The organism is Herbaspirillum huttiense (assembly GCF_004367745.1).
GTDB classification, from domain to species: Bacteria; Pseudomonadota; Gammaproteobacteria; order Burkholderiales; family Burkholderiaceae_D; genus Herbaspirillum; species Herbaspirillum huttiense.
This window is the reverse complement of sequence record NZ_CP037993.1, coordinates 1,727,633-1,753,371: the sequence shown is the minus strand read 5'-3', so window position 1 is coordinate 1,753,371 and position 25,739 is coordinate 1,727,633. Positions and strand designations below refer to the sequence as shown.

General features: G+C 65.1%; 17 protein-coding genes. 3 read left to right on the top strand and 14 right to left on the bottom strand.

All coding sequences use genetic code 11. The features are described from left to right. Positions 1 to 32 precede the first annotated feature (32 nt). The 8 genes from E2K99_RS07750 to E2K99_RS07715 form a co-directional block, all read right to left on the bottom strand. Positions 33 to 1,505, bottom strand: a complete 1,473-nt coding sequence (locus E2K99_RS07750; RefSeq protein ID WP_134221867.1) for an ABC transporter ATP-binding protein — start codon at positions 1,503 to 1,505, stop codon at positions 33 to 35. Beyond that, entirely contained in the window at positions 1,502 to 2,329 is an 828-nt protein-coding gene (locus tag E2K99_RS07745) for an ABC transporter permease (RefSeq protein WP_134221866.1), read from the bottom strand. The genes E2K99_RS07750 and E2K99_RS07745 overlap by 4 nt, the downstream gene beginning before the upstream one ends. Further along, entirely contained in the window at positions 2,326 to 3,306 is a 981-nt protein-coding gene (locus tag E2K99_RS07740; protein ID WP_121038636.1) for an ABC transporter permease, read from the bottom strand. Before E2K99_RS07740 ends, E2K99_RS07745 begins: the two co-directional genes overlap by 4 nt. Next, the gene (locus E2K99_RS07735) at positions 3,297 to 4,874 is read right to left on the bottom strand and encodes an ABC transporter substrate-binding protein (RefSeq protein ID WP_134221865.1); all 1,578 of its coding nucleotides are present in this window, start codon (positions 4,872 to 4,874) and stop codon (positions 3,297 to 3,299) included. Before E2K99_RS07735 ends, E2K99_RS07740 begins: the two co-directional genes overlap by 10 nt. Positions 4,875 to 4,885: 11 nt before the next feature. Next, a complete protein-coding gene (locus E2K99_RS07730; protein ID WP_134221864.1) occupies positions 4,886 to 7,003 on the bottom strand; it encodes a TonB-dependent siderophore receptor in 2,118 nt (705 codons plus the stop codon). A gap of 275 nt (positions 7,004 to 7,278) precedes the next feature. Next, positions 7,279 to 8,265, bottom strand: a complete 987-nt coding sequence (locus E2K99_RS07725) for a magnesium and cobalt transport protein CorA (protein WP_134221863.1) — start codon at positions 8,263 to 8,265, stop codon at positions 7,279 to 7,281. A gap of 30 nt (positions 8,266 to 8,295) precedes the next feature. Next, positions 8,296 to 9,186 carry a DMT family transporter gene (locus E2K99_RS07720; protein WP_088756778.1) on the bottom strand — a complete coding sequence of 297 codons (891 nt, stop codon included), beginning with the start codon at positions 9,184 to 9,186 and terminating at the stop codon, positions 8,296 to 8,298. Positions 9,187 to 9,232: 46 nt separating this feature from the next. Further along, complete coding sequence (locus E2K99_RS07715; RefSeq protein WP_134221862.1) at positions 9,233 to 10,636, bottom strand: DHA2 family efflux MFS transporter permease subunit; 1,404 nt, start codon at positions 10,634 to 10,636, stop codon at positions 9,233 to 9,235. Positions 10,637 to 10,834: 198 nt separating this feature from the next. Here E2K99_RS07715 and pabB point away from each other — a divergent pair, with 198 nt between their 5' ends. Further along, positions 10,835 to 12,664 (top strand): aminodeoxychorismate synthase component I, encoded by a 1,830-nt coding sequence (pabB, locus tag E2K99_RS07710; RefSeq protein ID WP_134221861.1) that lies wholly within the window; start codon positions 10,835 to 10,837, stop codon positions 12,662 to 12,664. Between the two features lie 23 nt (positions 12,665 to 12,687). Here the strand turns inward: pabB and E2K99_RS07705 are convergent, their stop codons facing one another. The 6 genes from E2K99_RS07705 to E2K99_RS07680 form a co-directional block, all read right to left on the bottom strand. Continuing rightward, positions 12,688 to 14,247: an efflux transporter outer membrane subunit gene (locus tag E2K99_RS07705; RefSeq protein ID WP_134221860.1), complete on the bottom strand. Its 1,560-nt coding sequence runs from the start codon at positions 14,245 to 14,247 to the stop codon at positions 12,688 to 12,690. A 22-nt stretch (positions 14,248 to 14,269) separates the two neighbouring features. Continuing rightward, positions 14,270 to 17,506: an efflux RND transporter permease subunit gene (locus tag E2K99_RS07700; protein ID WP_134221859.1), complete on the bottom strand. Its 3,237-nt coding sequence runs from the start codon at positions 17,504 to 17,506 to the stop codon at positions 14,270 to 14,272. 12 nt (positions 17,507 to 17,518) lie between these two features. After that, positions 17,519 to 20,668 (bottom strand): MdtB/MuxB family multidrug efflux RND transporter permease subunit, encoded by a 3,150-nt coding sequence (locus tag E2K99_RS07695; RefSeq protein ID WP_134221858.1) that lies wholly within the window; start codon positions 20,666 to 20,668, stop codon positions 17,519 to 17,521. 15 nt (positions 20,669 to 20,683) lie between these two features. Further along, positions 20,684 to 22,267 (bottom strand): MdtA/MuxA family multidrug efflux RND transporter periplasmic adaptor subunit, encoded by a 1,584-nt coding sequence (locus tag E2K99_RS07690; RefSeq protein ID WP_134221857.1) that lies wholly within the window; start codon positions 22,265 to 22,267, stop codon positions 20,684 to 20,686. Positions 22,268 to 22,297: 30 nt separating this feature from the next. Next, positions 22,298 to 22,540: a hypothetical protein gene (locus E2K99_RS07685; RefSeq protein WP_134221856.1), complete on the bottom strand. Its 243-nt coding sequence runs from the start codon at positions 22,538 to 22,540 to the stop codon at positions 22,298 to 22,300. A 217-nt stretch (positions 22,541 to 22,757) separates the two neighbouring features. After that, a complete protein-coding gene (locus E2K99_RS07680) occupies positions 22,758 to 23,306 on the bottom strand; it encodes a Spy/CpxP family protein refolding chaperone (protein ID WP_134134850.1) in 549 nt (182 codons plus the stop codon). A 235-nt stretch (positions 23,307 to 23,541) separates the two neighbouring features. Between E2K99_RS07680 and E2K99_RS07675 the strand changes: the two genes are divergently transcribed. Next, positions 23,542 to 24,279, top strand: a complete 738-nt coding sequence (locus E2K99_RS07675) for a response regulator (protein ID WP_199900344.1) — start codon at positions 23,542 to 23,544, stop codon at positions 24,277 to 24,279. Then, positions 24,276 to 25,658 (top strand): ATP-binding protein, encoded by a 1,383-nt coding sequence (locus tag E2K99_RS07670; protein ID WP_134221855.1) that lies wholly within the window; start codon positions 24,276 to 24,278, stop codon positions 25,656 to 25,658. Before E2K99_RS07675 ends, E2K99_RS07670 begins: the two co-directional genes overlap by 4 nt. Positions 25,659 to 25,739: the final 81 nt, after the last annotated feature.

Sequence of the window (25,739 nt, the reverse complement as noted above, 5' to 3'; positions counted from 1 at the left end):
TATTACGCCCGGCTCAGACTGTATTGCGCCACTCAGGCAGGCTGCGCCGCCGGCCCCAGGTGCAAGCGGCGATCCGCCACACAACGCACGATATCGGCATCGTGCGTCACCAGCAGCACGGCACTGCCCGCCTGCCTGGCCTCTTCCACCAGCAAGGCAATGACTTCCTGCTGGGTCAGCGGATCCAGGCGCGAGGTCGGTTCATCCGCAAAGATCAGTGCCGGCTGCATCAACAGCACGCGCGCCAGCGCGATGCGCTGCAGCTCGCCGCCCGACACCTGGCGCGGCAGACGCTCCAGCAGTGCGGGCGAGACACGCATGCGCGCCAGCAGCGCTTCCAGGCGCTGCCAGTCGAGGCCGTGCAGGCGCACCAGATCGCGCAGTGACTGACGCAGCGTGACGGCGGGCGCGAACGCTGCCGCCGGATCCTGATAGATCTTCTGGAAGGCGGTGCGCGCCAGGCCGGGGGCGCGCGTGACCTGCCCCGCATCCGGCGACAACAGGCCCAGCACGATGTTGCCGAAGGTGGTTTTGCCGGCCCCGCTGGGTCCGCTGATGGCGACGATTTCGCCGGCATGGATACGGGCACTGGCATCGCTGAATAGCGCCTGCTGGCCGAAGCGCTTGGCCACCTTGCTGACCTCGACGATCACCGGTGATGAAGGGCCGGCGCTCGCCCCAGCTGCTACCGGTGGCGTCCAGCAGGCCGGATCCGCCGCCAGCAGGCGGCGCGTATAGGCATGCTGCGGCCGGGCCAGCAGCGCGTCGGCCGGACCGCGTTCCACCAGGCATCCGTTGAGCATCACCGCCAGTTCACCGCCCAGCGCTCGCGCCAGCCATACATCATGGGTGATGCACAGCAGGCTCATGCCCTGCTGCTGCGCCGCCTGCAGCAAGGCCAGCACCTCGCCGCGCCGGTCCGCATCCAGCCCCTTGGTCGGCTCATCGATGATCAGCAGGGGCGCGCCCGCCGCGTGCGTGGCCAGGAAGGCTACCCGCTGGGCCATGCCGCCCGAGATCATGAAGGGATACTTGTCGGCTGCGTCTTCCAATCCCAGGCTGGCCAGTGCCTGCCCGGCCAGGGTGCGCGCTGCTTTGCGTGCAGCGCGCAGGCTGTCGTCCTGGGTATCGGCGGCGGGATGGCTGACCAGTTCATAAGTTTCGGCCACCTGGCGCGCGACCGTCATGGTCGGGTCCAGCGCCAGCCAGGGTTCCTGCGGCAGGAGCGCAATGCGCCGTCCCCAGCCACGCTGGCGCACGGCGGTATCGGCCGCATCACTGCGCTGGCCATCGATCTCGATCTGCCCGCTGCAGCGCAGGCTGCCCGGCAGATTGCCCATGATGGCCTGGGCCAGCAGCGACTTGCCCGAACCGCTCTCGCCCAGCAGGGTCATCACCCCGCCGCGCGCAATGGAAAAGTCGATGCCCTGCACCAGCGCGCTCTGGCCGTGCCAGACGGACAGGTCCTGCACCCGCAAAGCCGCATCCGGGGAAAGTGTGTTCATGCCTGTCCCTTCTGTGGTGACAACAACAGCAAACCCAGCAAGGTGAGGAACAGTACCCCTACCGGCGCACCCAGCAGCCACGGCGCCTCGCGGTAATACGGCAGCAGTTCGATCATCATCACGCCCAGTTCCGGCGTCGGCGGCTGCAGCCCGACACCGACGAAGCCAAGTGCCGACATCGCCAGCACCGCCCCCGCCAGCCCGAAGCGCATCAGCGTGAACAGGCGCGGCAGGAGTGCCGGCAGCAGGTGGCGCCGCACGATGTAGCCGGGACCAAAACCCAGCAGACGCGAGGCTTCCACCTGCGGACTCGCCAGCAGGATGCGGCTGGCCGCACGCACTACGCGGAAATATTCGACCCACAAGGCCAGCGAAATGCCGACATACAGCGGCCAGAATCCACCCGGCGCAAACGCCGCCAGCAACAGCACCAGCAGCAGGCCCGGCAAGGCCAGCACGGCGTCCGCGAAGGCTGCCAGCACGCGCTCGATCCAGCCGCCGCACCAGGCCGCCAGCAAGCCGATGAGCACACCGGGAATGGCCGCCGACAGCACGCTCACCACCGCCAGCGACAGCGACAGCCGGGTGCCGTGCACCAGTCGCGCCAGCATGTTGCGGCCGAGCTGGTCATAGCCCAGCGGATGGGCCAGGCTGGGCGCTTCCAGAAAGCGCGCCAGTTGCTGGCGCGCTGGATCGGCATCGATCAGCAAGGGTCCCAGCCACGCGAACAGCACGATCAGCGCCAGCAGCAGTACGCCTGCGATCTGTGCGGAGGTCCAGCGCCGCGCCTCGGGCTCAAGCAAATAGTCGGAAGACAGGCTCATGGTCGGCGACGCGGATCGATGAAGGCGCAGGCGGCATCCACCAGCGCGTTGAAGAGAACGAAGAGCAAACCCAGCACCAGCGCCGTGCCCTGGATCATCGGCACATCGCGTCCGAAGATGGCATGCACCAGCGCGTGGCCGATGCCCGGCCAGGCAAAGATGGTTTCCACCAGCACCACGCCTTCGACCAGCATCACCAGCTGCACGCCCAGATAAGCCGTGACCGGCGCAGCGACATTGCGCACGCCATGGCGCAACAATGCCTGCGCGGGCGTGAGCCCCTTGGTCAGCGCGAAGGCGAAATACTCCGAGCCCCGCACCTGCACCATGGCATCGCGCGCCACCCTGCAGGACACTGCCGCCAGCCCCAAGGCCAGCGTCAGCGCCGGCAGCAGGATGCCGCCGTGGTCGGTGTGCCCGGCCGCCGGCAAGGCGCCCAATTGCACCGAGAACAGCAACACCAGCACCAGTCCCAGCAGGAAGGACGGCAAGGCCCGCAACAACACCGACACCGCCAGCGTGGCGCGGTCCAGCCAGCCACCGGGATGCAGTCCCGCCAGCACGCCCAGGGTCGGGCCGATCAGCAGCGACAGCACCATCGCCAGGAAAGACAGGCGCAGCGTCGGGCCCAGCTGATGCGTGATTTCCACCAGCACCGGCAGTGCCGTCACTTGCGACACGCCCAGGTCCAGATGCAGCAGGCGGCTCCACCACTCGCTCAAGGCCATGAACCAGGGTTGGTCCAGGCCCAGTTCGGCGCGCACGGCCAGGGCCGCTTCGGTGGTCACCATGTCGTAGCCGTAGCGGCCGGCGGCGATGCGATAGGCCATGTCGCCGGGCAGCAGGCGCGTCATGAAGAAGCACAGCGTGCCGACCAGCAGCGCCACCAGCGCTGCTTGCAGCAAGCGCTGGCCGAGGGCGCTGGCCAGTTGCCGGCGCGTGGCCGGAGGTAAGGTCAGGAGGCGGGTCAGGTCCATTGCAGGGAAGCGATGCGGTAACTGCGTTCAAAGGGATCGATGCTGGCACCGCGCAGGCGGCGGCTGACGGCGCAGGTCTGGCGATACCAGACCACCGGGATCACCGGCAACTGCTCCTGCAGTACCGCCACGATGCGCGCGCGTTCGGCGCGGCCACTGTCGGCCTCACCGGCCGGGGTGGCGGCCAGTTTGGCCAGCAGGGCCGGCACTTCCTGGTTGTGCCAGCCCATGGCGCCCCAGTCACCGCCCTGCGGGCCGAAGTCCTGCAGGAGACTGGCTACCGGGTCAGGCAGGTTGCCGTAATTGCGTGCGGCCAGCGCCATCTGCAGCTGGCCGCTGCGATGGCCGGCGGGAATGTCGCTGGAATTGCCGATGGTCACGCGCACGGCGATGCCGATCTGGCGCATCTCTTCCTGCAAGGCGGTGGCGATCAGCGGCAACTCGGGACGGTCCACAAAGGTGGTCAACGTCAATTGCAACTTCTGGCCGTCCCTCCAGCGCGTGCCGTCGGCACCGAGACGCCAGCCAGCCTCTTCCAGCAGGCGGCGGGCCTGCTTCAGATCGGTATGCAGGGGCGGCAGGCGAGTGTCATGCCAGCGTGCCAGCGAAGGCGGCAGCAATTGCGTGGCGCCGAGATCGGCATCGCGCAGCAAGGCACGCGCGATGCCCTCGCGCTCGATGCACAGGGAGATGGCGCGACGCACCCGCACATCGGCCAGGAAGGGATGGCCGGCGTTGAGCTTGAGCAGGGTCGTGCGCGGCAGCATGGCCGACAGCAGCACGGCACGCGGACTGTCCTGCAAGGCGCGGATGCTGGGCGGATCCAGCGAGAAGGCCAGGTCGGCCTGCCCGCTCTGGACCAGCAGCGTGCGCGTTTCCGCACGCGAGACGCTGATGTAGCGGGCCCGCTGCACCGCCCTGCCCGGCGCGGCCTCCGCCCGTTCGACATCGAACTGCTGCGGCAGACTGATGGACGTGATGCGGAACGGCCCCGTACCGAGAATGGCCACCACATTGCCCTGCGCATCGAAACTGGCCGGGGCCAGGATCTGCGTGGAGTAATGCGTGAGCAGATAAGGCAGCGGACCAAAGGGCTGGCGCAGGGACAGTACCAGTTCACTTTGCTGTACAGCCATCCCGGTGATCCCTGCCAGTTGCAGTACACCTGGCCGGACAGCGGCGCGCTGCAGACAGGCCAGGATGCTGGCGGGCGTGACGTCGCTGCCATCGTGGTAGCGCCGTGCACGTGGCAGGGCAAAGCGCCATTGCAGGCCATCTGCGCTGACCTGCCAGCCCGTGGCCAGCCCCGGCCGCAACTGGCCGGCATCATCGACTTCCAGCAGGGTCTGCAGCACCTCCATGCGGGCGAACATGTAGCCGGAGCGCGAAGGGTCGAGCCCGGTCAGTTCCCACGGACCGACCACGGTCAGGACATCGCTGCCGGTTTGCGTGATGGCGTGGGAATGGGGCCCGGCCTCATCGCCATGCGCCCATGCCAGCGGCCACGGACTCGCTGCCAGCAGCGCCAGCAAGGCGCGCCGGCGCGGCGCGGGGGGTGGACAAGCCAAGTGGCGCTCCTTCAGAACTTGACGTTGAGCGCCAGCGTGGCGGTACGCTCATCGCCCGGCATGATCCATACGTTGCTGTAGGAGCTGCTGTAATACCGCTTGTTGAAGAGATTGTTCACGTCCAGCGACAGCTTCATCTTGGGCGTGAACTGCCAGTAAGCCAGGGCACGCGCCGTCACGTAGGCGGGCAGCTTGAAACTGCCGGCCTGGTCACCGGTACGGTTGCCCACGTAGTTCAGGCCACCACCGATACCGTAGGGCGAGCCACTTGCGGACGCATCTTCAAACACCGCCAGTACACTTCCCGATACACGCGGCACATTGATCAGCCGCGAGCCCACCGTCAGGGTGTTGTCCTTGCTGACGTAAGCGTCGGTATAGGCCAGGTTGCCGGTCAGGCGCCAGTGGTGGCCCAGGCGTGCGTTGGCATCCAGCTCCACGCCCTTGCTGCGCACTTCGCCGGCGGCAATCGAGAAGGATGGATTGGCCGGATCGGTGGTCAGCACGTTCTGTTTGGTGATGTCGAACACGGCCAGCGTCGCGCCACTGCGCTGGTCCTCGCTCTGGAACTTCAGGCCGACTTCGGCGGCGCGCGAAGTCTCGGGGCTGAAGGCGTTGCCGCTGACATCGCTGCCGCTGTTGGGACGGAAGGATTTGCTGGCGCTGACGTAAGCTGACCACGCAGGCGTGAACAGATAGGTCAGGCCCAGGCGCGGGGAATAGGCGGTCTTGTCCTGGCGGGTGGTGGTACCGGTGCGCAGGTTGTTGAGCGTGGAGCGGAAACCGTCGGCACGCAGGCCGGCCAGCAATTTCCAGCGATCGCCGAGACTCACCTGGTCCTGCAGGTAGAGCGCGGTGCTGATCTGGCGTTCGCTGGTATCGGTGTTGGGCGCGGGTGTGGGCTGCGGCTGGCCGTAGACCGGGTTGTAGATGTTGAGCGCGTAGGGCGCGGCAGCGGTCGGGTTCACGCGCAGCATGCGCTGGTCCAGCGTGAGCCAGTCCACTTCCGTGCCCACCAGCACTTCATGCTGCATGCCTCCGGTCTGCAGCTTGCCGCCCAGTTCTGCCTGCAGCGACGTGTCGTGCCAGCTGTAATCGCGATAGCGGCGCTGGCGGCGCAGGGTGGCGTTGTCGGCCTGCAGGGCAGAGGCCTCGGTGGAGTAGCCATCCAGCGTGCCATCCTTGTGGAACACGCCGGTGCGCAAGTGCCAGTTGTCGTCCAGGCGATGCTCCAGCGTGACCAGGTGGTTGGCGTTCTGCATCTTGATGTCGCCATCGCGCGGCTCGCCCAGGAAGCGCGAGACCGGCAGCACGCCCAGGTTGCCGTTGACGGCCACGATGCCGCGATCCAGCGGGGCCTTCTGGCGCAGGTATTCGCCTTCATAGTTCAGGATGGTGCGATCGCTGAGCACCCAGGTAAAGGCCGGCGCCAGGAATTCGCGGTCGCTGCTGACGTTGTCACGGAAGCTGTTCTTGTGCTCCAGGGCCGCGTTGAGGCGATAGGCCACCTCGCTGTTGAGCGCGCCGGTGGAGTCGACTGCGCTGCGGTAGCCGCCCCGGCTGTCCACCGACAGATCCAGCGAATTGGCCGCCTTGAACTGCGGCTTCTTGGTGACCACGTTGATGGTGCCGCCCGGCTCGCTGTTGCCATACAGCGCTGCGGCCGGTCCCTTGAGGAAATCGATGCTCTCGACGTTGGCGGTATCGCGCGGGGGCGCGTAGCCGCGATTGGAGGCGAAACCATTCCAGAGAATATTCATGCCGCCATTCTCGCTGCCGGAAAATCCGCGGATCGAATAGTTGTCCCACAGCCCGCCGAAGTTGTTCTGCTTGGCCACGCCGCTCACGTAAAGCAGCACGTCATCCAGGCGAGTAGCGGCCAAATCATCCATCAGTTGGCGCGACACCACCTGCACCGACTGCGGCAGTTCCTGCAGCGGGGTCTCGGTGCGAGTGGCGCTGGAGGTGGCGCTCTGGCGGTATTGCTGGCGTTCACCGGCGCCGGTGACCACTACCTGCCCCAGGCCCTTGTCGGCGCTGGCGTCGTTATCAGCGCTCCAGGCCAGTTGCTGGCTCTGGCCCATGGCGAGCGCGCCCAGCACGGCCGCCCGCAGTGCGGTCATTTTCATCTTTTCCCTTGTGATGTCGTTGTGCTGCGGCTGGGTGCGTGGCTGCCTGACCGCGATGGAGTGACCGTCGTGCGCGGTCAGGGCGGGATTCTAATGCAACTTTGTTGCAATTATCAAGAAGAATGAATCGCATTCAGGACGCGAATCCGGATTCGGGGGACGAAATGTGACCTGCAGAAGACGCCGCGCATAGTCTAGCGATGCAAACGAGCCGGCGGGTGCGACATATTGCCGCACCCGCCGGAGGTCTTTACACAGGTTTCAGAAAAAGCGCGCTAGAGCCAGCCCGCCTTGCGCAAACGCCGCCACAGCAGCGTGCAGGCGGTGATGATGCCGCCCAGCACCAGCGGGAAGCTCCATTGCCAGGACAGGCCCGGCATGTGCGCGAAGTTCATGCCGTAGAGGCTGAAGATCATGGTCGGGATGGCCAGGATGGCACCCCAGCCGGCCAGGGTCTGCACGATCTCGTTCTGGTGGATGGTGACCTGGGCCAGGTTGATCTGCACGGCCGACTCCACCATTTCACGCAGGCGGTCGCCGGTGTCGATGAAGCGCACCACGTGGTCGTAGATGTCGCGAAAGTAGGCCTTGCCTTCCTTGGTGATCAAGCCTTCATGGAAACGCAGCAGCTGGGTGCAGACGTCCAGCAGCGGCGTGGCGACCGAGCGCAGGCGGATCAGCTGGCGCTTCAACTGGTACAGCTCCTGCAGGTAGGCCTTGCCGATGAGCGCACCGGGATTGAAGAGCTGTTCCTCGTACTGGCTGAACTTGGTTTCGAGGTCGTCCATGATGGGACGATAGTTGTCGACCACGAAGTCCATGATGGAATACAGCACGAAACTGGGTCCGCGCACCAGGCGCTCGGGCAGCATCTCGCAGTGCTCGCGCACCTTGGCATAGCTGCGCGAGGCACCATGCCGCACCGTGACCACGAAACGCGGGCCGGTCAGGATGTGGGTCTCGCCGAACAGCACTTCGCCGCCGGCCAGCTGGGCCGTGTGCAGCACCACGAAAAGGGTGTCACCGTATTCCTCGATCTTGGGCCGCTGGTGCGCGGCGTAGGCATCTTCCACGGCCAGTTCGTGCAGGCAGAATTCTTCCTTGATCTTGTTCATCAGCTCGACATTGGGCTCCAGCAAGCCCAGCCAGACGAAGGTGCCCTCTTCTTCCAGCACGTCGCTGATTTCATCGAGGCTGATGTCGCGCAGCTTCTTGCCCTTCTTGTAGACCGTGCAGTTGACGATCATGGCGGGATCGATCATGTCTCTTTCCTGTTCCTGTTTTTTATGAGATCAGCCGGTGCGCCAGCGCAGTCGCTGCTTGAAGACCTGGGCCATGATCACGCCGGCCAGCGTGATGAGCCCACCGATGGCGTGATAGCCGTGCAATTGCTCGCCCAGCGCCACCACCGCAATGATGACAGTGAAGACCGGCATCAGGTTCACGAAAATGGCACAGCGGCTCGCGCCCAGATACTGTACCCCGCGCATCCACAGAAACTGCGACAGGATGGAGGCGGCAATGCCCGCATAGAGCAGGATGGGCAGGTTCTCGCGTGTGAGCGGCGAATGATGGCCCAGCACGTAGCCGGGAAACAGCAGCACCACCGCCATCAGCACCTGCATGTACAGCAGTTGCCAGGTACGCAGCGGCAACGCCCAGCGGCGCAGCATGACGCCATAGAGGCCATAGGCGATAGTGGCCAGCAGCATCAGCAGGTCGCCCGTGACCACGCCCTGGTCGAACAGCGCCAGCGGATGGCCGCGCCCGATCAGCACCGCCAGTCCGAAGAGCGAGAGGATGCCGCCAGCCAGGGTGCCGACCGTCGGCGGTTCAGAGAGCAGCTTGATGCTCAGTACCAGCGTGAGCAGCGGCATGAGCGAAGCGATGATGCCCATGCTGGTGGCCGACGCCGTGGCCGCCGCGAAATACGCCAGGCTCTGGAACAGCACCATGCCCAGCAAGGCCAGCACAAGGATCTTGCCCAGATGAGGACGAATCTGCGCGCGCGCCGCCCAGGTCGGCCGCGCCAGGAAGGGCGACATCAGCAGCGCTGCCAGCACCCAGCGATAGAAGGAAATATCCTCCGGCGCAATCACGCCCGCAGACATCTTGCTGATGACGGTATTGCCGGCCCAGATCAGGACCGCGCCCAGCGGAAACCACAGGGACTTGTACGTCATGGGCTGCATGGTTCTCCTCGTTATGCGTGGGCCTGATGACGCTGCATCAGGCCGGCTTGTTCTCTTGCTGCCCGGCCATCTCGGCCCCGGCATTGGGGGGCAACTGGCGCAGCATCAGCAGGGCCAGCGCCGACACTGCCCCCACCACCAGGAAGGCCGGCCAGAAGTCCTGCGCCACCAGCGTGGCATGGCCCTGGAGCTCGTTGGACATCTGCAGCGCAAACCCCGCCAGCACCACGCCCATGCCGATCGACAACTGCTGCGCCACGCTGGCCATGCTGGTGGCCTGGCTCAGGCGGACCTTGTCGACATCGGCATAGGAAATCGCATTGAGGCTGGTGAACTGCAGCGAGCGGAAGCAGCCGCCGACCAGCAGGATGATGAGCATCACCAGATAAGGCGTCTGCGGCGTGAAGGTAGCCAGTGCCCACAAGCCCAGCACGCCCAGCGCGCCATTGACCAGCAGCACCCGGCGAAAACCGTAGCGGCGCAGGAAGCGTGCGGCGATGGTCTTCATGAACATCGCACCCGCAGCCGAAGCGCAGGTCAGCAGGCCGGAATGGAAAGGCGTATAGCCAAATCCCAGCTGCAGCATCAGCGGCAGCAGGAAGGGAATGGCCCCGATGCCCACGCGATACAGCGAGCCGCCGAAGACGCCGGCCCGCAGCGTGGGGATCTTCAGCAGCGCCAGGTCGATCAGCGGTGCCGTGGCGCGGCGCGCGTGCCAACCGTAGGCGCACAGGAACAGCACACCCGCTACCACGCAGGCCAGCGAGATATCGCCCGAGACCAGGTGACGGCCGGACGTCGCCAGCCCCATCATCAGTAGCGAGCAGCCCAGCGCCGAGAGGATGAAGCCGACGATGTCCAGCCGTGAAACCTGTTCCGCCTTCAGATCCGGAATGAAGCGCGTGGCGAGATACAGACCGAGGATGCTGATGGGAATGTTGATGAAGAAGATCCAGCGCCAATGGAAATAGGTCGTGATGAAGCCCCCCAGCGGCGGCCCCAGCACGGGACCGAACAAGGCCGGAATGGTGAGATAGGACAGCGCCTTGACCAGATTGACCTTCTCCACGCTGCGCAGGATCACCAGCCGTCCGACCGGCACCATCATGGCCCCGCCTATGCCTTGGAGGAAACGCGCGGCGACGAATTGCGGCAAGGTCGAGGACGCCCCGCAGAGGATGGAGCCCAGCATGAACACGCAGATGGCCGCGAGGAAGATGGTGAGCGAGCCGAAACGGTCGGCCATCCAGCCGGAAATGGGAATGAAGACCGCCAGCGAGACCAGGTACGAGGTCAGCGCCAGCTTGAGCGAAATCGGATCGACCTTCATGTCCAGCGCCAGCGCCGGCAGGGAAGTCGAGATGACGGTGGAATCCATCTGTTCCATGAACAGCGCACAGGCGACGATCAGGGGAATGATGAAGGTGCGGGGTATGGGCATCGTCAAGGGTGAGGAGTAAGAGTGCGAAGGCGGCGTGCAGCGCGAATGACCGGCAATTGACCGACGTTGCGTGCCGCCCGGCAAGCCTTCAAGTATACCTTTTACGCTATCATGCTGCCGACCGCGCCCCGCGACGGCTTGCCCGGCGGCATCCCTGCCCCTGCGGCCTTCCCTGCTCTTCTGTTTGCACTGCCCTTCATGAACGATTGCTTCGCCCTCCTCGACGACCACCAGGCCAGCCCGGCCGAACCGCGCTCGCGCCTCTACACCGGGCATGTGCGCACGCTGGCCTGCGCGGATGCGGCGGGCTTCCCGGCGATGCTCGAAGCGATGCAGGCGGCGCTGGCCGAGGGGCAGCACGCCGTGGCCTTGTGGAGCTATGAACTGGGCGCGGCGCTGCAGGGCTTGCCGCATCATGCCCTCTCTGGCCCCTTGGCGCGCGTACTGTTGTTTGCGCAGTGCGCGCATTTGTCTGCCGCCGAAGTGGAGGCATGGCTGTCTGCGCAAGTGCAATCCGACAACGCGGGCATCAGCCGTCTGCGCAGCAGCGTCGATGAGGCCACCTTCACTGCAGCCATCGACCGTATCCGCGATTACATCGCAGCCGGCGATACCTACCAGGTCAACTACACCTATCGCCTGCACTTCGATGTGCTGGGTGATCCCATCACCCTGTACCGTCGCCTGCGTGCGCGCCAGCCGGTGCCGTATGGCGCACTGGTGCGCGATGAGGCGGGCGGCATGGTGCTCTCGTGTTCGCCGGAATTGTTCGTCGCCCATCAGCAAGGAACGCTCAAGGCCAAGCCCATGAAGGGCACCGCACGCGCCGTACCGGCCACACAGGAAGGTGCGGACACGCTCAATGCCCAGCGCGCCCTGGCCCTGGCCAACGATGAAAAGAACCGTGCAGAAAACCTCATGATCGTCGACCTGCTGCGCAATGACCTGGGCCGCGTCGCAGTGCCGGGCTCGGTGCAGGTGCCGCATCTGTTCGACGTGCGCCGCTACGGGCAGGTGCTGCAGATGACTTCGACCATCCGCGCCCGCCTGCGCGAAAACGCCACGCTGGCCGACACGATGGCTGCGCTCTACCCTTGCGGCTCGATCACCGGTGCGCCCAAACGCCGCACCATGCAGATCATCGATGAACTGGAGACCGCGCCGCGCGGACTCTATACCGGTGCCATCGGCTGGTTCGCGCCGCCGCGTGCGGAGGGTCCGGCCATCGGTGACTTCTGCCTCTCGGTACCGATCCGCACGCTGGAATTGCAGGCAGCCCAGGACGGTGTGCGCCAGGGCGTGATGGGGGTTGGTGCAGGCATCGTCTACGACAGTGAGGCTGCGTCCGAATTTGCAGAATGCCAGTTGAAGTCAGGCTTCCTTACCGAATTGGCACAAAGCGTCAGCTTGTTTGAAACCATCCACGCCACGCGCGCTGGCTGCCGCCATCTGGCGCTGCATCTGGCGCGCCTGAAGAATTCTGCTTCACAGCTGGGCTATCCCTGCGATGCGACGGCGATTGCATTGCGGCTCGATGCGGCCTGTGCTGAACTTTCTGACCAAACGTCCTATCGGCTGCGGCTGGCGCTGGATGCCCAGGGCGGCATCACGATCCAGCATGCGCCCCTGAACCCGCTGACCGCGCCGGTCAAGGTCTTCCTGGCCGACACTGCCACCGACAGCAGCGACCTCTTCCTGCGTCACAAGAGCAGCCAGCGCGCCCGCTACGACGCCGCCTGGCAAGAGGCCGAACGGCGCGGCGGCTTTGACCAGCTCTTCTTCAATGAACGGGATGAACTGACCGAAGGCGGCCGCAGCAATGTCTTCGTCAGGATCGGCGGCCGCTGGTGCACGCCGCCGCTGGCCTGCGGCGTCCTGCCGGGCGTGATGCGGCGCGTGCTGCTGGACGACCCGCAATGGGATGCGGTGGAAGCCGTCATCACCCGCGCCGACCTGCTGGCGGCAGAGGAAATCGTGGTCTGCAACGCCTTGCGCGGGGCGCTGCCGGCGGTGCTGGCCACCGCCTGACCCGACTACACACTCAATTCAACTCAACGCAGCGCTGCGTTGTCCTTCAATCCCTTGGCCTTGTCGGCCACCTGCTGTTGCAGCGGGCCGAGGTCATCCAGGCTATGCCCGTCCCAGCCCCCGCCCAGCGCCTTGGCCAGCAGCACGCTGGCGGCCATGCGGCGGTTGAGGATATTCAATGAAGTCAGCTCGGCCGACAGCGCCGTGGCTTGTGCCGTGATGACGTTGACGTAGCTCACCGTCCCCGCCTTGTACTGATTGGTCACCAGCGTGACGGCCTGGCGTGCGGCCTGCAGCGCTTCGCCTTGCACCGCCGCTTCCTGCTCCAGGATGCGCAGCGCGGCCAGGTTGTCTTCCACATCCTGGAAGGCGGTCAGCACCGTCTGCTTGTAGGTGGCGACCGTGCCGTCATAGGTGGCAATCGCCTGGTCGGTGGCCGCTGCGCGCGCACCGCCATCGAAAATCGTTTGCGCCAGTTGCGGACCGAGCGACCAGACGCGTCCCGGCAGCGTGAACCAGTCGGCGAAGGTCGAGCTTTGATACCCGCCCGAGGCCGACAAGGTCAGGCTGGGAAAATACGCCGCCTTGGCCACGCCGATCTTGGCATTGGCCGAGGCCACGCGGCGCTCGGCGGCGGCCACATCGGGACGGCGCTCCAGCAGCATCGACGGCACGCCCTGCGGCACCGGCGGGGCCACCGCCGTAAGCGGCGCGCGCGGCAGCGAGAATTCAGCGGGCGTCTTGCCGACCAGCAGCGCGATGGCGTGCTCCACCTGGGCCCGCGTCACGCCATTGTCCAGCGCGGAGGCCTGTGCAGACTTCAGTTGCGTCTGCGCCTGGATCACATCGGACTTGGCCACCAGCCCGGCGGCATACTGGTTCTGCGTGACCTGCAGCGAACGCTGGTAGGCCTGCACCGTGTCTTCCAGCAGTTGCTGCTGGGCGTCCAGCACGCGCAGTTGCAGATAGTTCTGCGCCAGCTGTGCCTGCGCCGACAGGCGCGCACCGGCCAGATCGGCCGCGCTGGCCTGGGCGCTGGCCTGGCTGGATTCGACATCGCGCCGCACCTTGCCCCAGATGTCGGCTTCCCACGAGGCCGTCAGCGAAAAGGTGTAGGAATTGCGCACGCTGCCCGAACTCGAACTATTGCCGGACGAATTGGACGAATTGGACGAATTGGCTGAGTTCGACGAACTGGATGACGAACCGGCAGAGCCGGAACGTCCGCGCGACGCACCGGCCGAAGCCGCCAGCGTCGGCGAATAAGGCGAGCGCGAGCTTTGCACCAGCGCCACGGCGTTGCGGAAATTGGCTTCGGCCAGCGCCAGGTTCTGGTTGGAGATATCGACCTGCTCGGCCAGCGCATTCAATTGCGGATCGCCGAACATTTCCCACCACTTGCCATCGGCAGCGAGGTCGCGCGGCTGGGCCGGCTTCCAGTTCTGGCCTTCCTTGAAGACGGCGGGGCCGATGTCCATCTGCGGGCGCACGTAGTCGGGCCCGACCGAGCAGGCCGCCAGCGCGAAGCTGGCCGCCAGCACGGTCAGCAGGGGCTTGAGTTTGAACAGGTCTTGTTGCGTCATGCGTTTCTCCATGGCGGCAGCCTCAGGCCGCCGAGGTTTCTGTCTTGTTCTTGCGGCCGAAGCGGCGGCGGCTCCAGGCGCTCAGGCGTTCCATGTACAGGTACACCACCGGGGTCGTGTAGAGCGTGAGCAGCTGGCTCACCACCAGCCCGCCCACGATCGAGATGCCCAGCGGCTGGCGCAGCTCGGCGCCATCGCCGTGGCCGATGGCCAGGGGGATCGCACCCAGCAACGCTGCCATGGTGGTCATCATGATGGGACGGAAGCGCAGCTTGCAGGCCTCGAAGATGGCATCGCGCGGCGACATCCCGCGATTGCGTTCGGCATCGATGGCGAAGTCCACCATCATGATGGCGTTCTTCTTGACGATGCCGATCAGCAGGATCACGCCGATCAGGGCAATGAGGCTGAAGTCGGTGCCGGTCACCATCAGCGCCAGCAGTGCGCCCACCCCCGCCGAGGGCAGCGTGGAGATGATGGTGATGGGATGGATCAGGCTCTCGTACAGGATGCCCAGCACGATGTACACCGCCAGCAAGGCCGTGAGGATCAGGATGGGCTGGCTGGAGGTCGAAGCCTGGAAGGCATTGGCCGTCCCCGCAAAAGTGCCCAGCACGCTGGTGGGCACGCCCAGTTGCGCCATGGCGCGGTCGATGGCGGCGGTGGCCTGCGACAGCGACACGCCCTCGGCCAGGTTGAAGGACAGCGTGGAGGCCACGAACTGGCCCTCATGGCTGACCGACAGCGCCGTCGTGGTCGGTTCGAAGCGCGAAAACGCCGCCAGTGGGATCTGGCGCGAGGCCGCCGTGGAAATGGTCTGCGCCAGTCCGGTGTTGGCGTTCAGCTTGCCCGAGGCCGACAGCGCCGGCGGTGTCGAGAGACTGGAGGTGGTCGGCGAGAGATTGGAAGAGCCGGCCAGGCTGACATAGGTATCGCGCAGGGTTTCCGGACTCTGCCAGTATTGCGGGGCCGCTTCCATCACCACGTGGTACTGGTTCATGCCGCTGTAGATGGTAGAAATCTGGCGCTGGCCGAACAGGTCCGACAGGGTGGAGTCGATCAGCTGCGGCGTGACGCCAGCGCGCATGGCGGTCTCGCGGTCGATGGTCAGCGTGGTCTGCAGGCCGTTGTCCTGCTGGTCGGTGCTGATGTCTTCCAGCTCCTTCAGATTGGACAGCGCCAGGCGAATCTTGGGCTCCCAGATGCGCAAGAGGCCCACATCGTCCGACTTGAGCGAATACTCATACTGCGAATCGCTCTGCCGCGCGCCGATGCGGATGTCCTGCACCGGCACCAGGAACACCCGCGCACCGGCCACCTTGGCGGTCTTGATGCGCAACCGTGCCACGATCTTGTCGGCACTGTCTTTTCGTTCAGAGAGGGGCTTGAGCGTCACGTACATGAAGCCGCCGTTGCGCCGTTGTCCGCCGGTGAAGGCCACCACATCGGAGACGGCCGGATCGGCCTTGACGATGTCGATGAACTCGTTGAGCTTGGTGCGCATGGCCTGGAAGGAAATGGCCTGGTCGCCCCGGATGCCGCCGACCAGGCGGCCGGTATCCTGCTGCGGGAAGAAGCCCTTGGGAATCGCCTTGTACAAGTAAACGTTCAATGCAATCGTGCCCAGCAGGATCAGCATCATCAGCGGCGCAGCGCGCAGGGCCCAGGCCAGCGTGCGCTCGTAGGCCAGCAGCATGTCCTCGAAGATGGCCGCGCTCTGGTCGGCGATTTTCTGCAGCCACGGATGGCGGCGCTGGCGGCGCGCTGCATCGCCCTCGGGATCATGGCGCAGCAGCTGCGCACACATCATGGGCGTGGTCGTCAGCGACACCACCAGCGAGACCAGGATGGCCACCGACAAGGTGATGGCGAACTCGCGGAAGAGCCGCCCGACGATCCCCTCCATCATCAGGATGGGAATGAAGACGGCGATCAGCGAAATGCTCATCGACAGCACCGTGAAGCCCACTTCGCGCGCACCCAGCAAGGCCGCCTTGTAAGGCTTCATGCCGGCTTCGATGTGGCGCGAAATGTTTTCCAGCACCACGATGGCATCATCGACCACGAAGCCGGTGGCAATGGTCAGCGCCATCAGCGAAAGATTGTCGAGGCTGAATCCGGCCAGGTACATGATGCCGAAGGTCCCGATCAGCGAGACGGGAACGGCCACCGCCGGGATCAGCGTGGCCCGCGCATTACGCAGGAACAGGAACACCACCATGATCACCAGCGCCACCGACAGCATCAGGGTGAACTCGGTTTCCTTCAACGAAGCGCGGATGGTCGGGGTGCGGTCCAGCACCACCTTCATGTCGATGGCCGACGGGATCGAGGCCTGCAACTGCGGCAGCAAGGCGCGAACGTTGTCGACCGTCTCGATGATGTTGGCGCCCGGCTGGCGGTTGATGATGATGAGCACCGAAGGCTTGCCGTTGGAAGAACCGGCATTGCGCACATCGGCCACCGAGTCGCGCACCTCGGCCACATCCTGCACCCGCACCGGCGTGCCGTTGCGGTAGGAGACGATCAGCGGCGCATATTCAGCGGCGGTCTTGGCCTGGTCGTTGGCGTAGATCTGCCAGTTGCGGCCATCATCTTCCAGCAAACCCTTGGGACGATTGGCATTGGTGGCGGCTACGGCCGTGCGCACGTCGGCGCTGCCGATGCCGTATTTGTTGAGCGCCGTCGGATTGAGCTCGATGCGCACCGCCGGCTGCGAACTGCCGCCCACGCTCACCTGTCCCACTCCGCGCACCTGCGACAGTTTCTGCGCCACGATGCTGTCGGCAGCGTCATACATCTGGCCCTGGGTCATGGTGTCGGACGTCATGGCCAGGATCAGGATGGGCGCATCGGCCGGGTTGACCTTGCGGTAGGTCGGATTGCTCGGCATGCCGGTAGGCAGCAGGTTGCGCGCGGCATTGAGCGCGGCCTGCACGTCACGGGCGGCGCCGTCGATGTCGCGGTTCAGGTCGAATTGCAGGGTGATGCGGGTGGAGTTTTGCGAGCTGGTCGAGGTCATCTCGGTCACGCCCGCAATCGCGCCCATGGCGCGTTCCAGCGGCGTGGCCACGGTCGCCGCCATGGTCTCCGGACTGGCGCCCGGCAGCGAGGCCGAGATCGAGATGGTCGGGTAATCCACCTGCGGCAGCGGCGAGACCGGCAGCAGGCGGAAGGCCACCATGCCCGCCAGCGCAATGCCGATGGTCAGGAGCGTGGTCGCGATGGGACGCTTGATGAAGGGAAGCGAGATATTCATGCGCGCATCCGCTTACACCGCCGGCGGCAGCGTGGTCGGCTTGCCGTCATCGTCATCCTCGCCGCCATGGCCCGGCTCACGCTGCCCGAAGCGCGCACGCAGGCGGCGGCCCAGGCTGTCGAAACCGAGATAGATCACCGGCGTGGTGAACAAGGTCAGCACCTGCGACACCAGCAGGCCGCCGACCATGGTGATCCCCAGCGGCTGGCGCAGCTCGGAGCCGACACCGGTGCCCAGCATCAGCGGCAGCGCACCCAGCAGTGCCGCCATGGTGGTCATCAGGATGGGACGGAAGCGCAGCAGACAAGCCTGGTAGATCGCCTCGCGCGGGCTCTTGCCCTGGTGCCGTTCGGCTTCCAGCGCGAAGTCGATCATCATGATGGCGTTCTTCTTGACGATGCCGATCAGCAGGATGATGCCGATGATGCCGATGATGCCGAGATCGGTCCCCGAGATCATCAGCGACAGCAGCGCCCCCACACCCGCTGAAGGCAAGGTGGAGAGGATGGTGATGGGATGGATGTAGCTCTCGTAGAGCACGCCCAGCACGATGTACATGGTGATGATGGCGGCCAGGATCAGCCACAGCGTATTGGACAGCGACGCCTGGAAGGCGAGTGCCGCGCCCTGGAAGTTGGTGACGGTGGAATCGGGCATGCCGATCTCGTCCTCGGCCGCCTTGATCGCCTTGACCGCTTCGCCCAGCGATGCGCCCTTGGCCAGGTTGAAGGAGACGGTGGCCGCCGGGAACTGGCCGATGTGGTTCACCACCAGCGGGGCCGTGCGTTCGGTGACGGTGGCAATCGAGGACAGCGGGACCTTGCCGCCGGCCGAGGTGACCAGGAAGATGCTGTCCAGTGCCTCGGGGCCGCGCTGGAATTCCGGCTTGACCTCCATCACCACGCGATACAGGTTCGATTGCGTGTAGATGGTGGAAATCAGGCGCTGGCCGAAGGCGTTGTAGAGCGCATTGTCGATGGCGGCCGTGGTGATGCCCAGGCGTGAAGCGGCATTGCGGTCGATCTCGATGTAGGCCTGCAGGCCCTGGTCCTGGAGGTTGGTGGCGACGTCGGCCAGTTGCGGTACCTGCTGCAGACGTGCGATCAGCTTGGGCACCCAGGTACTCAGCGTGCCCGAATCGGCATCTTCCAGCGTGAACTGGTACTGCGTGCGCGAGACGCTGTCTTCGATGGTCAAGTCCTGCACCGGCTGCATGTAGAGCGTCACGCCCGGCACCGCCTGCGTGAGCTTGGGTTGCAGGCGGCGGATCACATCCGAGGCCGAGACATCGCGCGCTTCATGCGGCTTCAGGTTGATGAGCATGCGGCCGCTGTTGAGCGTGGCGTTGGTGCCATCCACACCGATGAAGGAGGACAGGCTTTCCACCGCCGGATCTTCCAGCACCACCTTGGCCAGTTGCTGCTGCTTCTCGCCCATGGCACCGAAGGAGATCGATTGCGTGGCCTCCGAAATCCCCTGGATCACGCCCGTATCCTGCAGCGGGAAGAAGCCCTTGGGCACGAACACGTACAGCAGCACGGTCAGGCCCAGCGTTGCCACGGCCACCAGCAGCGTGAGCTTCTGGCGCTCCAGCACCCATTCCAGCATCACGCCGTAGCGCGCGATGATGCGGTCAAAGAAGGCCTGGCTCTTGTGATAGAACCAGCCCTGTTGTTCTTCCGGCTGATGGCGCAGCAGGCGCGCACACATCATCGGGGTGAGGGTCAGCGAGACCACCGCCGAGATCAGGATGGAGACTGCCAGCGTGACCGCGAATTCGTGGAACAGCCGGCCGACCACATCACCCATGAAGAGCAGCGGGATCAGCACTGCAATGAGCGAAAAGGTCAGCGAGATGATGGTGAAACCGATTTGCTCCGCGCCCTTCAGGGCGGCCTGCATGGGCTTCATGCCCTCTTCGATGTAGCGCGAGATGTTCTCGATCATCACGATGGCATCATCGACCACGAAGCCGGTGGCAATGGTCAGCGCCATGAGCGTGAGGTTGTTGATCGAAAAGCCCGCCAGGTACATCACCGCGAAGGTGCCCACCAGCGACAGCGGCACTGCCACGCTGGGAATGATGGTGGCTGGCACGTTGCGCAGGAAGACGAAGATCACCATCACCACCAGCGCCACCGAAAGCAGCAGTTCGAATTTCACGTCTTCCACCGAAGCGCGGATGGTGGTGGTGCGGTCGGTCAGGATGTGGACATCGATGGCGCCCGGCAGGCTGGCCTGCAGCTGCGGCAGGATCTTCTTGATGCTGTCGACCACGGCGATCACGTTGGCACCGGGCTGGCGCTGGATGTTCACGATCACCGCCGGCTGCTGGTTGGCCCAGGCGCCGAGGCGGACGTTTTCTGCACCGTCGATCACATCGGCCACATCCGAGACGCGGATGGGCGCACCGTTCTTGTAGGCAATGATGAGGTTGCGGTATTCATCGGCCGAACGCAGCTGGTCGTTGGCATCGATGGTGGAGGCGCGCGTGGGGCCGTCGAAACTGCCCTTGGCCTGGTTGACGTTGGCGTTGCCAATGGCGGTGCGCACGTCATCCAGGTTGAGCCCGAGGGCGGCTACCGCTCGCGGATTCAACTGCATGCGCACGGCCGGACGCTGGCCACCCGACAGGCTCACCAGACCGACGCCGGACAATTGCGAAATCTTTTGCGCCAGGCGGGTATCGATCAGGTCCTGCACCTTGGGCAAGGGAATGGTCTTGGAGGTCACCGCCAGCGTGATGATGGGCGTATCAGCCGGATTGACCTTGCTGTAGACCGGCGGCATCGGCAGGTCCGAGGGCAGCAGGTTGCTGCCGGCGTTGATGGCGGCCTGCACTTCCTGCTCGGCCACGTCCAGGCTCAGATCCAGATTGAATTGCAGCGTGATCACCGAAGCCCCGCCGGAGCTGGTGGAGGACATCTGCTTCAGGCCCGGCATCTGGCCGAACTGGCGTTCCAGGGGCGCGGTGACCGAGGAGGTCATCACGTCCGGACTGGCGCCGGGATAAAGCGTGACCACCTGGATGGTCGGGTAATCGACTTCGGGCAGGGCCGACAGCGGCAGGAGCCGGTAGGCCACGATGCCCACCAGCAGGATCGCCAGCATCAGCAAGGATGTGGCGACCGGCCGCAGGATGAACTGGCGCGAGGGATTCATGCGTGAGCCTTGTGCTTACTTGGCGCCGTTGGCGTTGCCTGCATTGTTGGCGGGTGCGCTGTTGCCGTTGCCACCACCGGCAGCCGCTTCACGCTGGCGACGCAGCTCCATCATCTTCTGGCGACGCTGGTCTTCGGGCAGCTTCTTGATCTCTTCGCCGAATTCACCGGCGTCGATGCGCTTGTTGATTTCGGCCCAGCGTTTCTGGCGTTCTTCCGGGCTCAGGTTGCCTTGACCGCCCTGCCCGCCCTGTCCTGCCTCACCGCCCTGGCCGCGCTTGCCATGGCGGCGTTCCGGATTCTCGGTGGTGAGCTTGTTGGCCGGATCATCCGCGCCGCCGCGTGCCACCGCTTCCACCTTGGCACCTTCGCGCAGGCGGTCGATACCATCGATGACCACGGTTTCACCGGCAGCGATGCCATCGGTGATGACGGTCTGGTCATCCTGCACCGGACCGGTCTTGACCGGACGCACGGTGACGGTGTTGTCTTCCTTGACCACGTACACGAACAGGCCCTTCGAACCACGCTGGATGGCCGCCGTCGGGATGACGATGGCGCCCTCCTCGGTCTTGAGCTGCAGGCGGATATTGACGAACTGGCTGGGGAAGAGCGCGTAATCGGTATTGGGGAACTGGGCCTTGAGCTTGACGGTGCCGGTGGTCGAATCCACCACGTTGTCGATGGTCAGCAGCACGCCATCGGCCAGTTTCTTCTTCTGCTCGCGGTCCCAGGCCTGGGCCGGCAGCTTGCGGCCGCTCTGCAGTTGCTGCAAGACCTTGGGGATATTGTCTTCGGGGATGCTGAAGATGGCCGTGATCGGCTGCAGCTGGGTGATGATGACCAGCCCGTTGGTGTCGCCGGTGGTGACGTTGTTGCCCACGTCAGCCTGGCGCAAGCCCAGGCGGCCGCTGATCGGCGCGGTCACGCGGGTGAATGACAGTTGCAGGCGGGCGCTGGCGACGCTTCCCTCATCGGCCTTGACCGTGCCTTCGTATTGCTTGACCAGTGCGACCTGGGTATCGACCTGCTGGCTGGCGATCGAGTCCTGCGACAGCAGGGTCTGGTAGCGCTTCAGGTCCAGGCGGGCCGAGGCCAGCAAGGCGCGGTCGCGCGCCAGTTGCCCTTCAGCCTGGGTCAGCGCGGCCTGCAGCGAGCGCGGATCGATCTCGGCCAACAGGTCGCCGGCCTTGACCACCTGGCCTTCCTTGTAATGCAGCTTCATCAGCTGGCCATCCACGCGGGCCCGCACGGTGGCCGTGGCGGTCGGGGTCACGGCCCCCAGGCCATTGAGGAAGACATCGACGTTCTGCACCTGGGCCTTGGCCACGCCGACCGGCATGGTCTGGCTCGCGAAGGCGCCGGGACCGCCGGGACGGCGCGCGCCCGGTCCACCGGGGCCGCCTGCGCCAGGGCGTCCGCCCGGGCCGCCCATGGCAGCCATCTGCTCCTGATCGGCCTTCTTCTTGGACCACCACTTGTAGCCGCCACCGGCCGCCAGCGCCGCCACCAGGACCCAGAACCACCAGCGGCGCAGGATGCTGCCGCGAGACGATGCGTTGGAGGGAGACGGCTGCTTGGAATTGGGAGTATTTGTCATGTCAGGAAAACCAGTGAACCGATCACGTCATCAAGTAATCACGTCAGCGGGCCGCCACCATGGCAGCCCGCCGGCATTTATCTGCGCTTTTTCATGTATTTCTTTCAGTACAGATTTCTGTACTGCCTTCTGCTCTTTTTTCTGTACAACGTTCTGCACAGGAATCTGTGCAGAATTCTGTACATTTTTCTGTCTTTCACGACAGGCAAAACGCCAGCTGAAAGCACAAGCGAAGGCGGCCCCTCCTGACGGAGCAAGGCCGCCCGCCGTCATTCTCTCCGACCAGCCTGACAGCCGTGCAACATTGTCGGCCAGCCACCCCGCGTCCGGGCTGGCACGCAGTGTACCCAGCTATTGCCCGGCTTGCACGGGCTACCAACAAGAACAGCCTTGCGGGGAGACGCAAGGCTGCAAGGGTGGGACTGCCCGCTGCGCCGCCATCAGGCATCCGCCCACCTGCGGCGCAGCGGCAAGTCCTGCCTGGCCGGGATTACTTGGCCGGCGGGGCGTCCGGTGCCGGCTTGCCGTCACGCGGGGGGCCCTTGCGGTCGCCATGGCGCATGTGCTCCATCTTTTCCCAGCGATGGCGTTCCATCTTGGCGTGTTCGGCATCAAAGATCTTCTGCTGTTCCGGCGACAGGGTGGCGTAGAAGTCCTTGGTGGCGGCGATGCGTTGCTCGGCGAAGGCCTCACGCTTGCGCATCATGTCCAGCTGCTTGTCCAGGCGTTCCGGGGTGGACAGCTTGGCCCATTCGTCCTTGTTGGGACGGCCGGCCTGGTCGAAGGGGGCCGGCTTGGTCTTGTCAAGGAAGAGCTTCCAGGCGGCTTCCTGCGAGGCCGTGATCTTGAGCTTGTCGTGCAGCTCGGCCTGGTGCTTGGTGCGCATCTGCTCGAACTTGGCGATCTGTTCCGGGCTCGGGGCATGGCCGCGGGGGCCGTCCGGGCCGCCCGGGGGCATCTGGGCGAAGGCCGACAGGGTCACGGCGCTGATGCTCACGGCGGCGATGCCGGCCAGGATACGGTTTTTCATTGTCAACATGGCTTGCTCCTTTCAGGGGATGGTGCTCTGATGCGTTCGGCAGCGACGTGCTGCCTTGGCATGGTTCCCATTAAACCGGCGGCTTGTATCAACGGTTTTTCCGCTGTGGCGTCATTTGTATCGCTTTGTATATACGGGAGCCGCCCAGGTATCGTTTTATTTCACACCCGCTCCCTGTAAAGACCCGATACAAATCCGCCCTGCACGCACGGACAAGTTCGGCATAATGCGATCCATGGATACAAATACTCACATCCTCGTCGTCGACGACGACCGCGACATCCGCACCCTGCTGGCCGAATACCTGGACAGCAACGGCCTGCGCACCCTCACCGCCACCAATGGCAGCGAGATGCGCCGCGTGCTGGAAGAATCGCGGGTAGACCTGATCGTGCTGGACCTGACCCTGCCGGGCGAGGACGGCCTCACCCTTTGCCGCAACCTGCGCGCCACCTCCTCGGTGCCGGTCATCATGCTGACCGCACGCGGCGAGCCGCTGGACCGCATCCTCGGACTGGAAATGGGAGCCGATGATTACCTGGCCAAGCCCTTCGAGCCGCGCGAACTGTTTGCCCGCATCCGCAGCGTCCTGCGCCGCACGCAGGCGCTGCCGCCCAACATGGCGCAGCCGGATGTGGCCACCATGCGCTTTGCCGGCTGGACGCTGGACCTCACCGCACGCCACCTGGTCAACAAGGATGGCGTGGTGGTGGCCTTGTCGGGGGCCGAGTTCCGGCTGCTGAAGGTGTTCCTCGACCATCCCAACCGCGTGCTCAATCGCGACCAGTTGCTGGAACTCACGCAAGGCCGCGAATCCGATCCCTTCGACCGTTCGGTGGATATCCAGATCAGCCGCCTGCGCCAGAAACTGGGCGACGATGCCCGCACGCCGACCATCATCAAGACCGTGCGCAATGAAGGTTATGTGCTGGCCACCACGGTCACGGCCGAAGGCGCAGGCCGGTCGGCATGAAGAATTTCATTGGCTCCATCGGCAACCGCATCTTCTTCCTGCTGCTGGGCGGGATCGTGGTGGCGGTATTCGCCACCAACTGGCTGGCCGGCAACGAGCGCCGCAATACCTTGCGCGAACTGCGCTTCCAGCACCTGGCCGACCGCGTCGAACAGATCGTGCAGGCAGTGGACGAAATCCCGCCGGCACAGCGCCCCATCGTGCTGCAGGCCGCCACCAACTTCGGTTTCGAGGCACGCATGGTGGAGGACATGAATGACGCCATCGGCCCCAATGCCAGCACCAGCCCATTGATCGAGATGCTGCAGGCACGCCTGGGCGAGGACCGCAAGATTGCCGTGCAGCGCGAGAGCGAGTGCCCGCCCCTGCGTGCCGACGACGGACGCGGACCGCGTCGCGATACCTGCCGCGTCATCTACATCAGCCTGCATGACCAGGCGCTCATGCGCCTGCGCCTGCACCAGCCGGGCGACCCCCCTGCCCTGCGCGGGCGTGGGCCGGGCGGGCCGGCCGGTCTGTTCGGGCTGCAATACATTCTGCTGTTTTTGGTCCTGATCGCCATGCTGGCCTGGCTGGTGGCGCGCATGGCCACGCGCCCGATCCGCCAGCTGGCGCAAGCCGCTTCGCGCCTGGGCAGCGACATCGACCATGCACCGCTGCCCGAGACGGGACCGACCGAGATCCGTCAGGCGGCCCACGCCTTCAATGCCATGCAGGCGCGCATCCGCCGCCAGATCCAGCATCGTACCCACATGCTGGCGGCCATCACGCATGACCTGCAGACCCCGTTGACGCGCATGCGCCTGCGGCTGGAGAAGGTCACCGATGCCCCGCTGCAGCAGAAGCTCATCGACGACCTGGGCGTGATGCACGGCATGGTGCGGGAAGGACTGGACCTGGCGCGCAGCATGGATTCTTCCGAGAAGATCCAGGCGCTGGATATCGATTCGCTGCTCGACAGCGTCTGCGCCGACGCTGCCGATGCCGGCCAGGATGTGGCCCTGCAAGGCAGTACCCGCGCCTTCGTGCTGGCCCAGCCGGGCGCACTGCGGCGCTGCCTGACCAACCTGATCGACAATGCCTGCAAGTACGGCAAGTCGGCGCGGGTGTCCATCGCGCTGGAACAGCAGAAGATCGCCATCCGCATCCGCGACCAGGGGCCGGGCATTCCGAAGTCCGAACTGGAGGCGGTGTTCGAACCCTTCTACCGCCTGGAGGCCTCGCGCTCGCGCGATACCGGCGGTACCGGGCTGGGGCTGACCATTGCGCTCAATATCGCCGAGAACCATCACGGCCAGCTGCGCCTGCGCAACCTGGCCGAAGGCGGACTGGAAGTGCTGCTGGAATTGCCGCCGATGACGCCGACCAAAAATCGGTAAAAAACTTCACCCAGGCATGTAAAAAACCGCCGCAAACCCTGTTGGGATGCGGCGGTTTTCATTTATCGGCCAAAAAGCGCC

Bases quoted from the DNA above. Each gene is read 5' to 3' on its own strand.
- E2K99_RS07750 (WP_134221867.1), bottom strand. From the start codon at position 1,505: ATGAACACACTTTCCCCGGATGCGGCTTTGCGGGTGCAGGACCTGTCC.
- E2K99_RS07745 (WP_134221866.1), bottom strand. From the start codon at position 2,329: ATGAGCCTGTCTTCCGACTATTTGCTTGAGCCCGAGGCGCGGCGCTGG.
- E2K99_RS07740 (WP_121038636.1), bottom strand. From the start codon at position 3,306: ATGGACCTGACCCGCCTCCTGACCTTACCTCCGGCCACGCGCCGGCAA.
- E2K99_RS07730 (WP_134221864.1), bottom strand. From the start codon at position 7,003: ATGAAAATGACCGCACTGCGGGCGGCCGTGCTGGGCGCGCTCGCCATG.
- E2K99_RS07725 (WP_134221863.1), bottom strand. From the start codon at position 8,265: ATGATCGATCCCGCCATGATCGTCAACTGCACGGTCTACAAGAAGGGC.
- E2K99_RS07720 (WP_088756778.1), bottom strand. From the start codon at position 9,186: ATGACGTACAAGTCCCTGTGGTTTCCGCTGGGCGCGGTCCTGATCTGG.
- E2K99_RS07715 (WP_134221862.1), bottom strand. From the start codon at position 10,636: ATGCCCATACCCCGCACCTTCATCATTCCCCTGATCGTCGCCTGTGCG.
- pabB (WP_134221861.1), top strand. From the start codon at position 10,835: ATGAACGATTGCTTCGCCCTCCTCGACGACCACCAGGCCAGCCCGGCC.
- E2K99_RS07705 (WP_134221860.1), bottom strand. From the start codon at position 14,247: ATGACGCAACAAGACCTGTTCAAACTCAAGCCCCTGCTGACCGTGCTG.
- E2K99_RS07700 (WP_134221859.1), bottom strand. From the start codon at position 17,506: ATGAATATCTCGCTTCCCTTCATCAAGCGTCCCATCGCGACCACGCTC.
- E2K99_RS07695 (WP_134221858.1), bottom strand. From the start codon at position 20,668: ATGAATCCCTCGCGCCAGTTCATCCTGCGGCCGGTCGCCACATCCTTG.
- E2K99_RS07690 (WP_134221857.1), bottom strand. From the start codon at position 22,267: ATGACAAATACTCCCAATTCCAAGCAGCCGTCTCCCTCCAACGCATCG.
- E2K99_RS07685 (WP_134221856.1), bottom strand. From the start codon at position 22,540: ATGACGGCGGGCGGCCTTGCTCCGTCAGGAGGGGCCGCCTTCGCTTGT.
- E2K99_RS07680 (WP_134134850.1), bottom strand. From the start codon at position 23,306: ATGTTGACAATGAAAAACCGTATCCTGGCCGGCATCGCCGCCGTGAGC.
- E2K99_RS07675 (WP_199900344.1), top strand. From the start codon at position 23,542: ATGGATACAAATACTCACATCCTCGTCGTCGACGACGACCGCGACATC.
- E2K99_RS07670 (WP_134221855.1), top strand. From the start codon at position 24,276: ATGAAGAATTTCATTGGCTCCATCGGCAACCGCATCTTCTTCCTGCTG.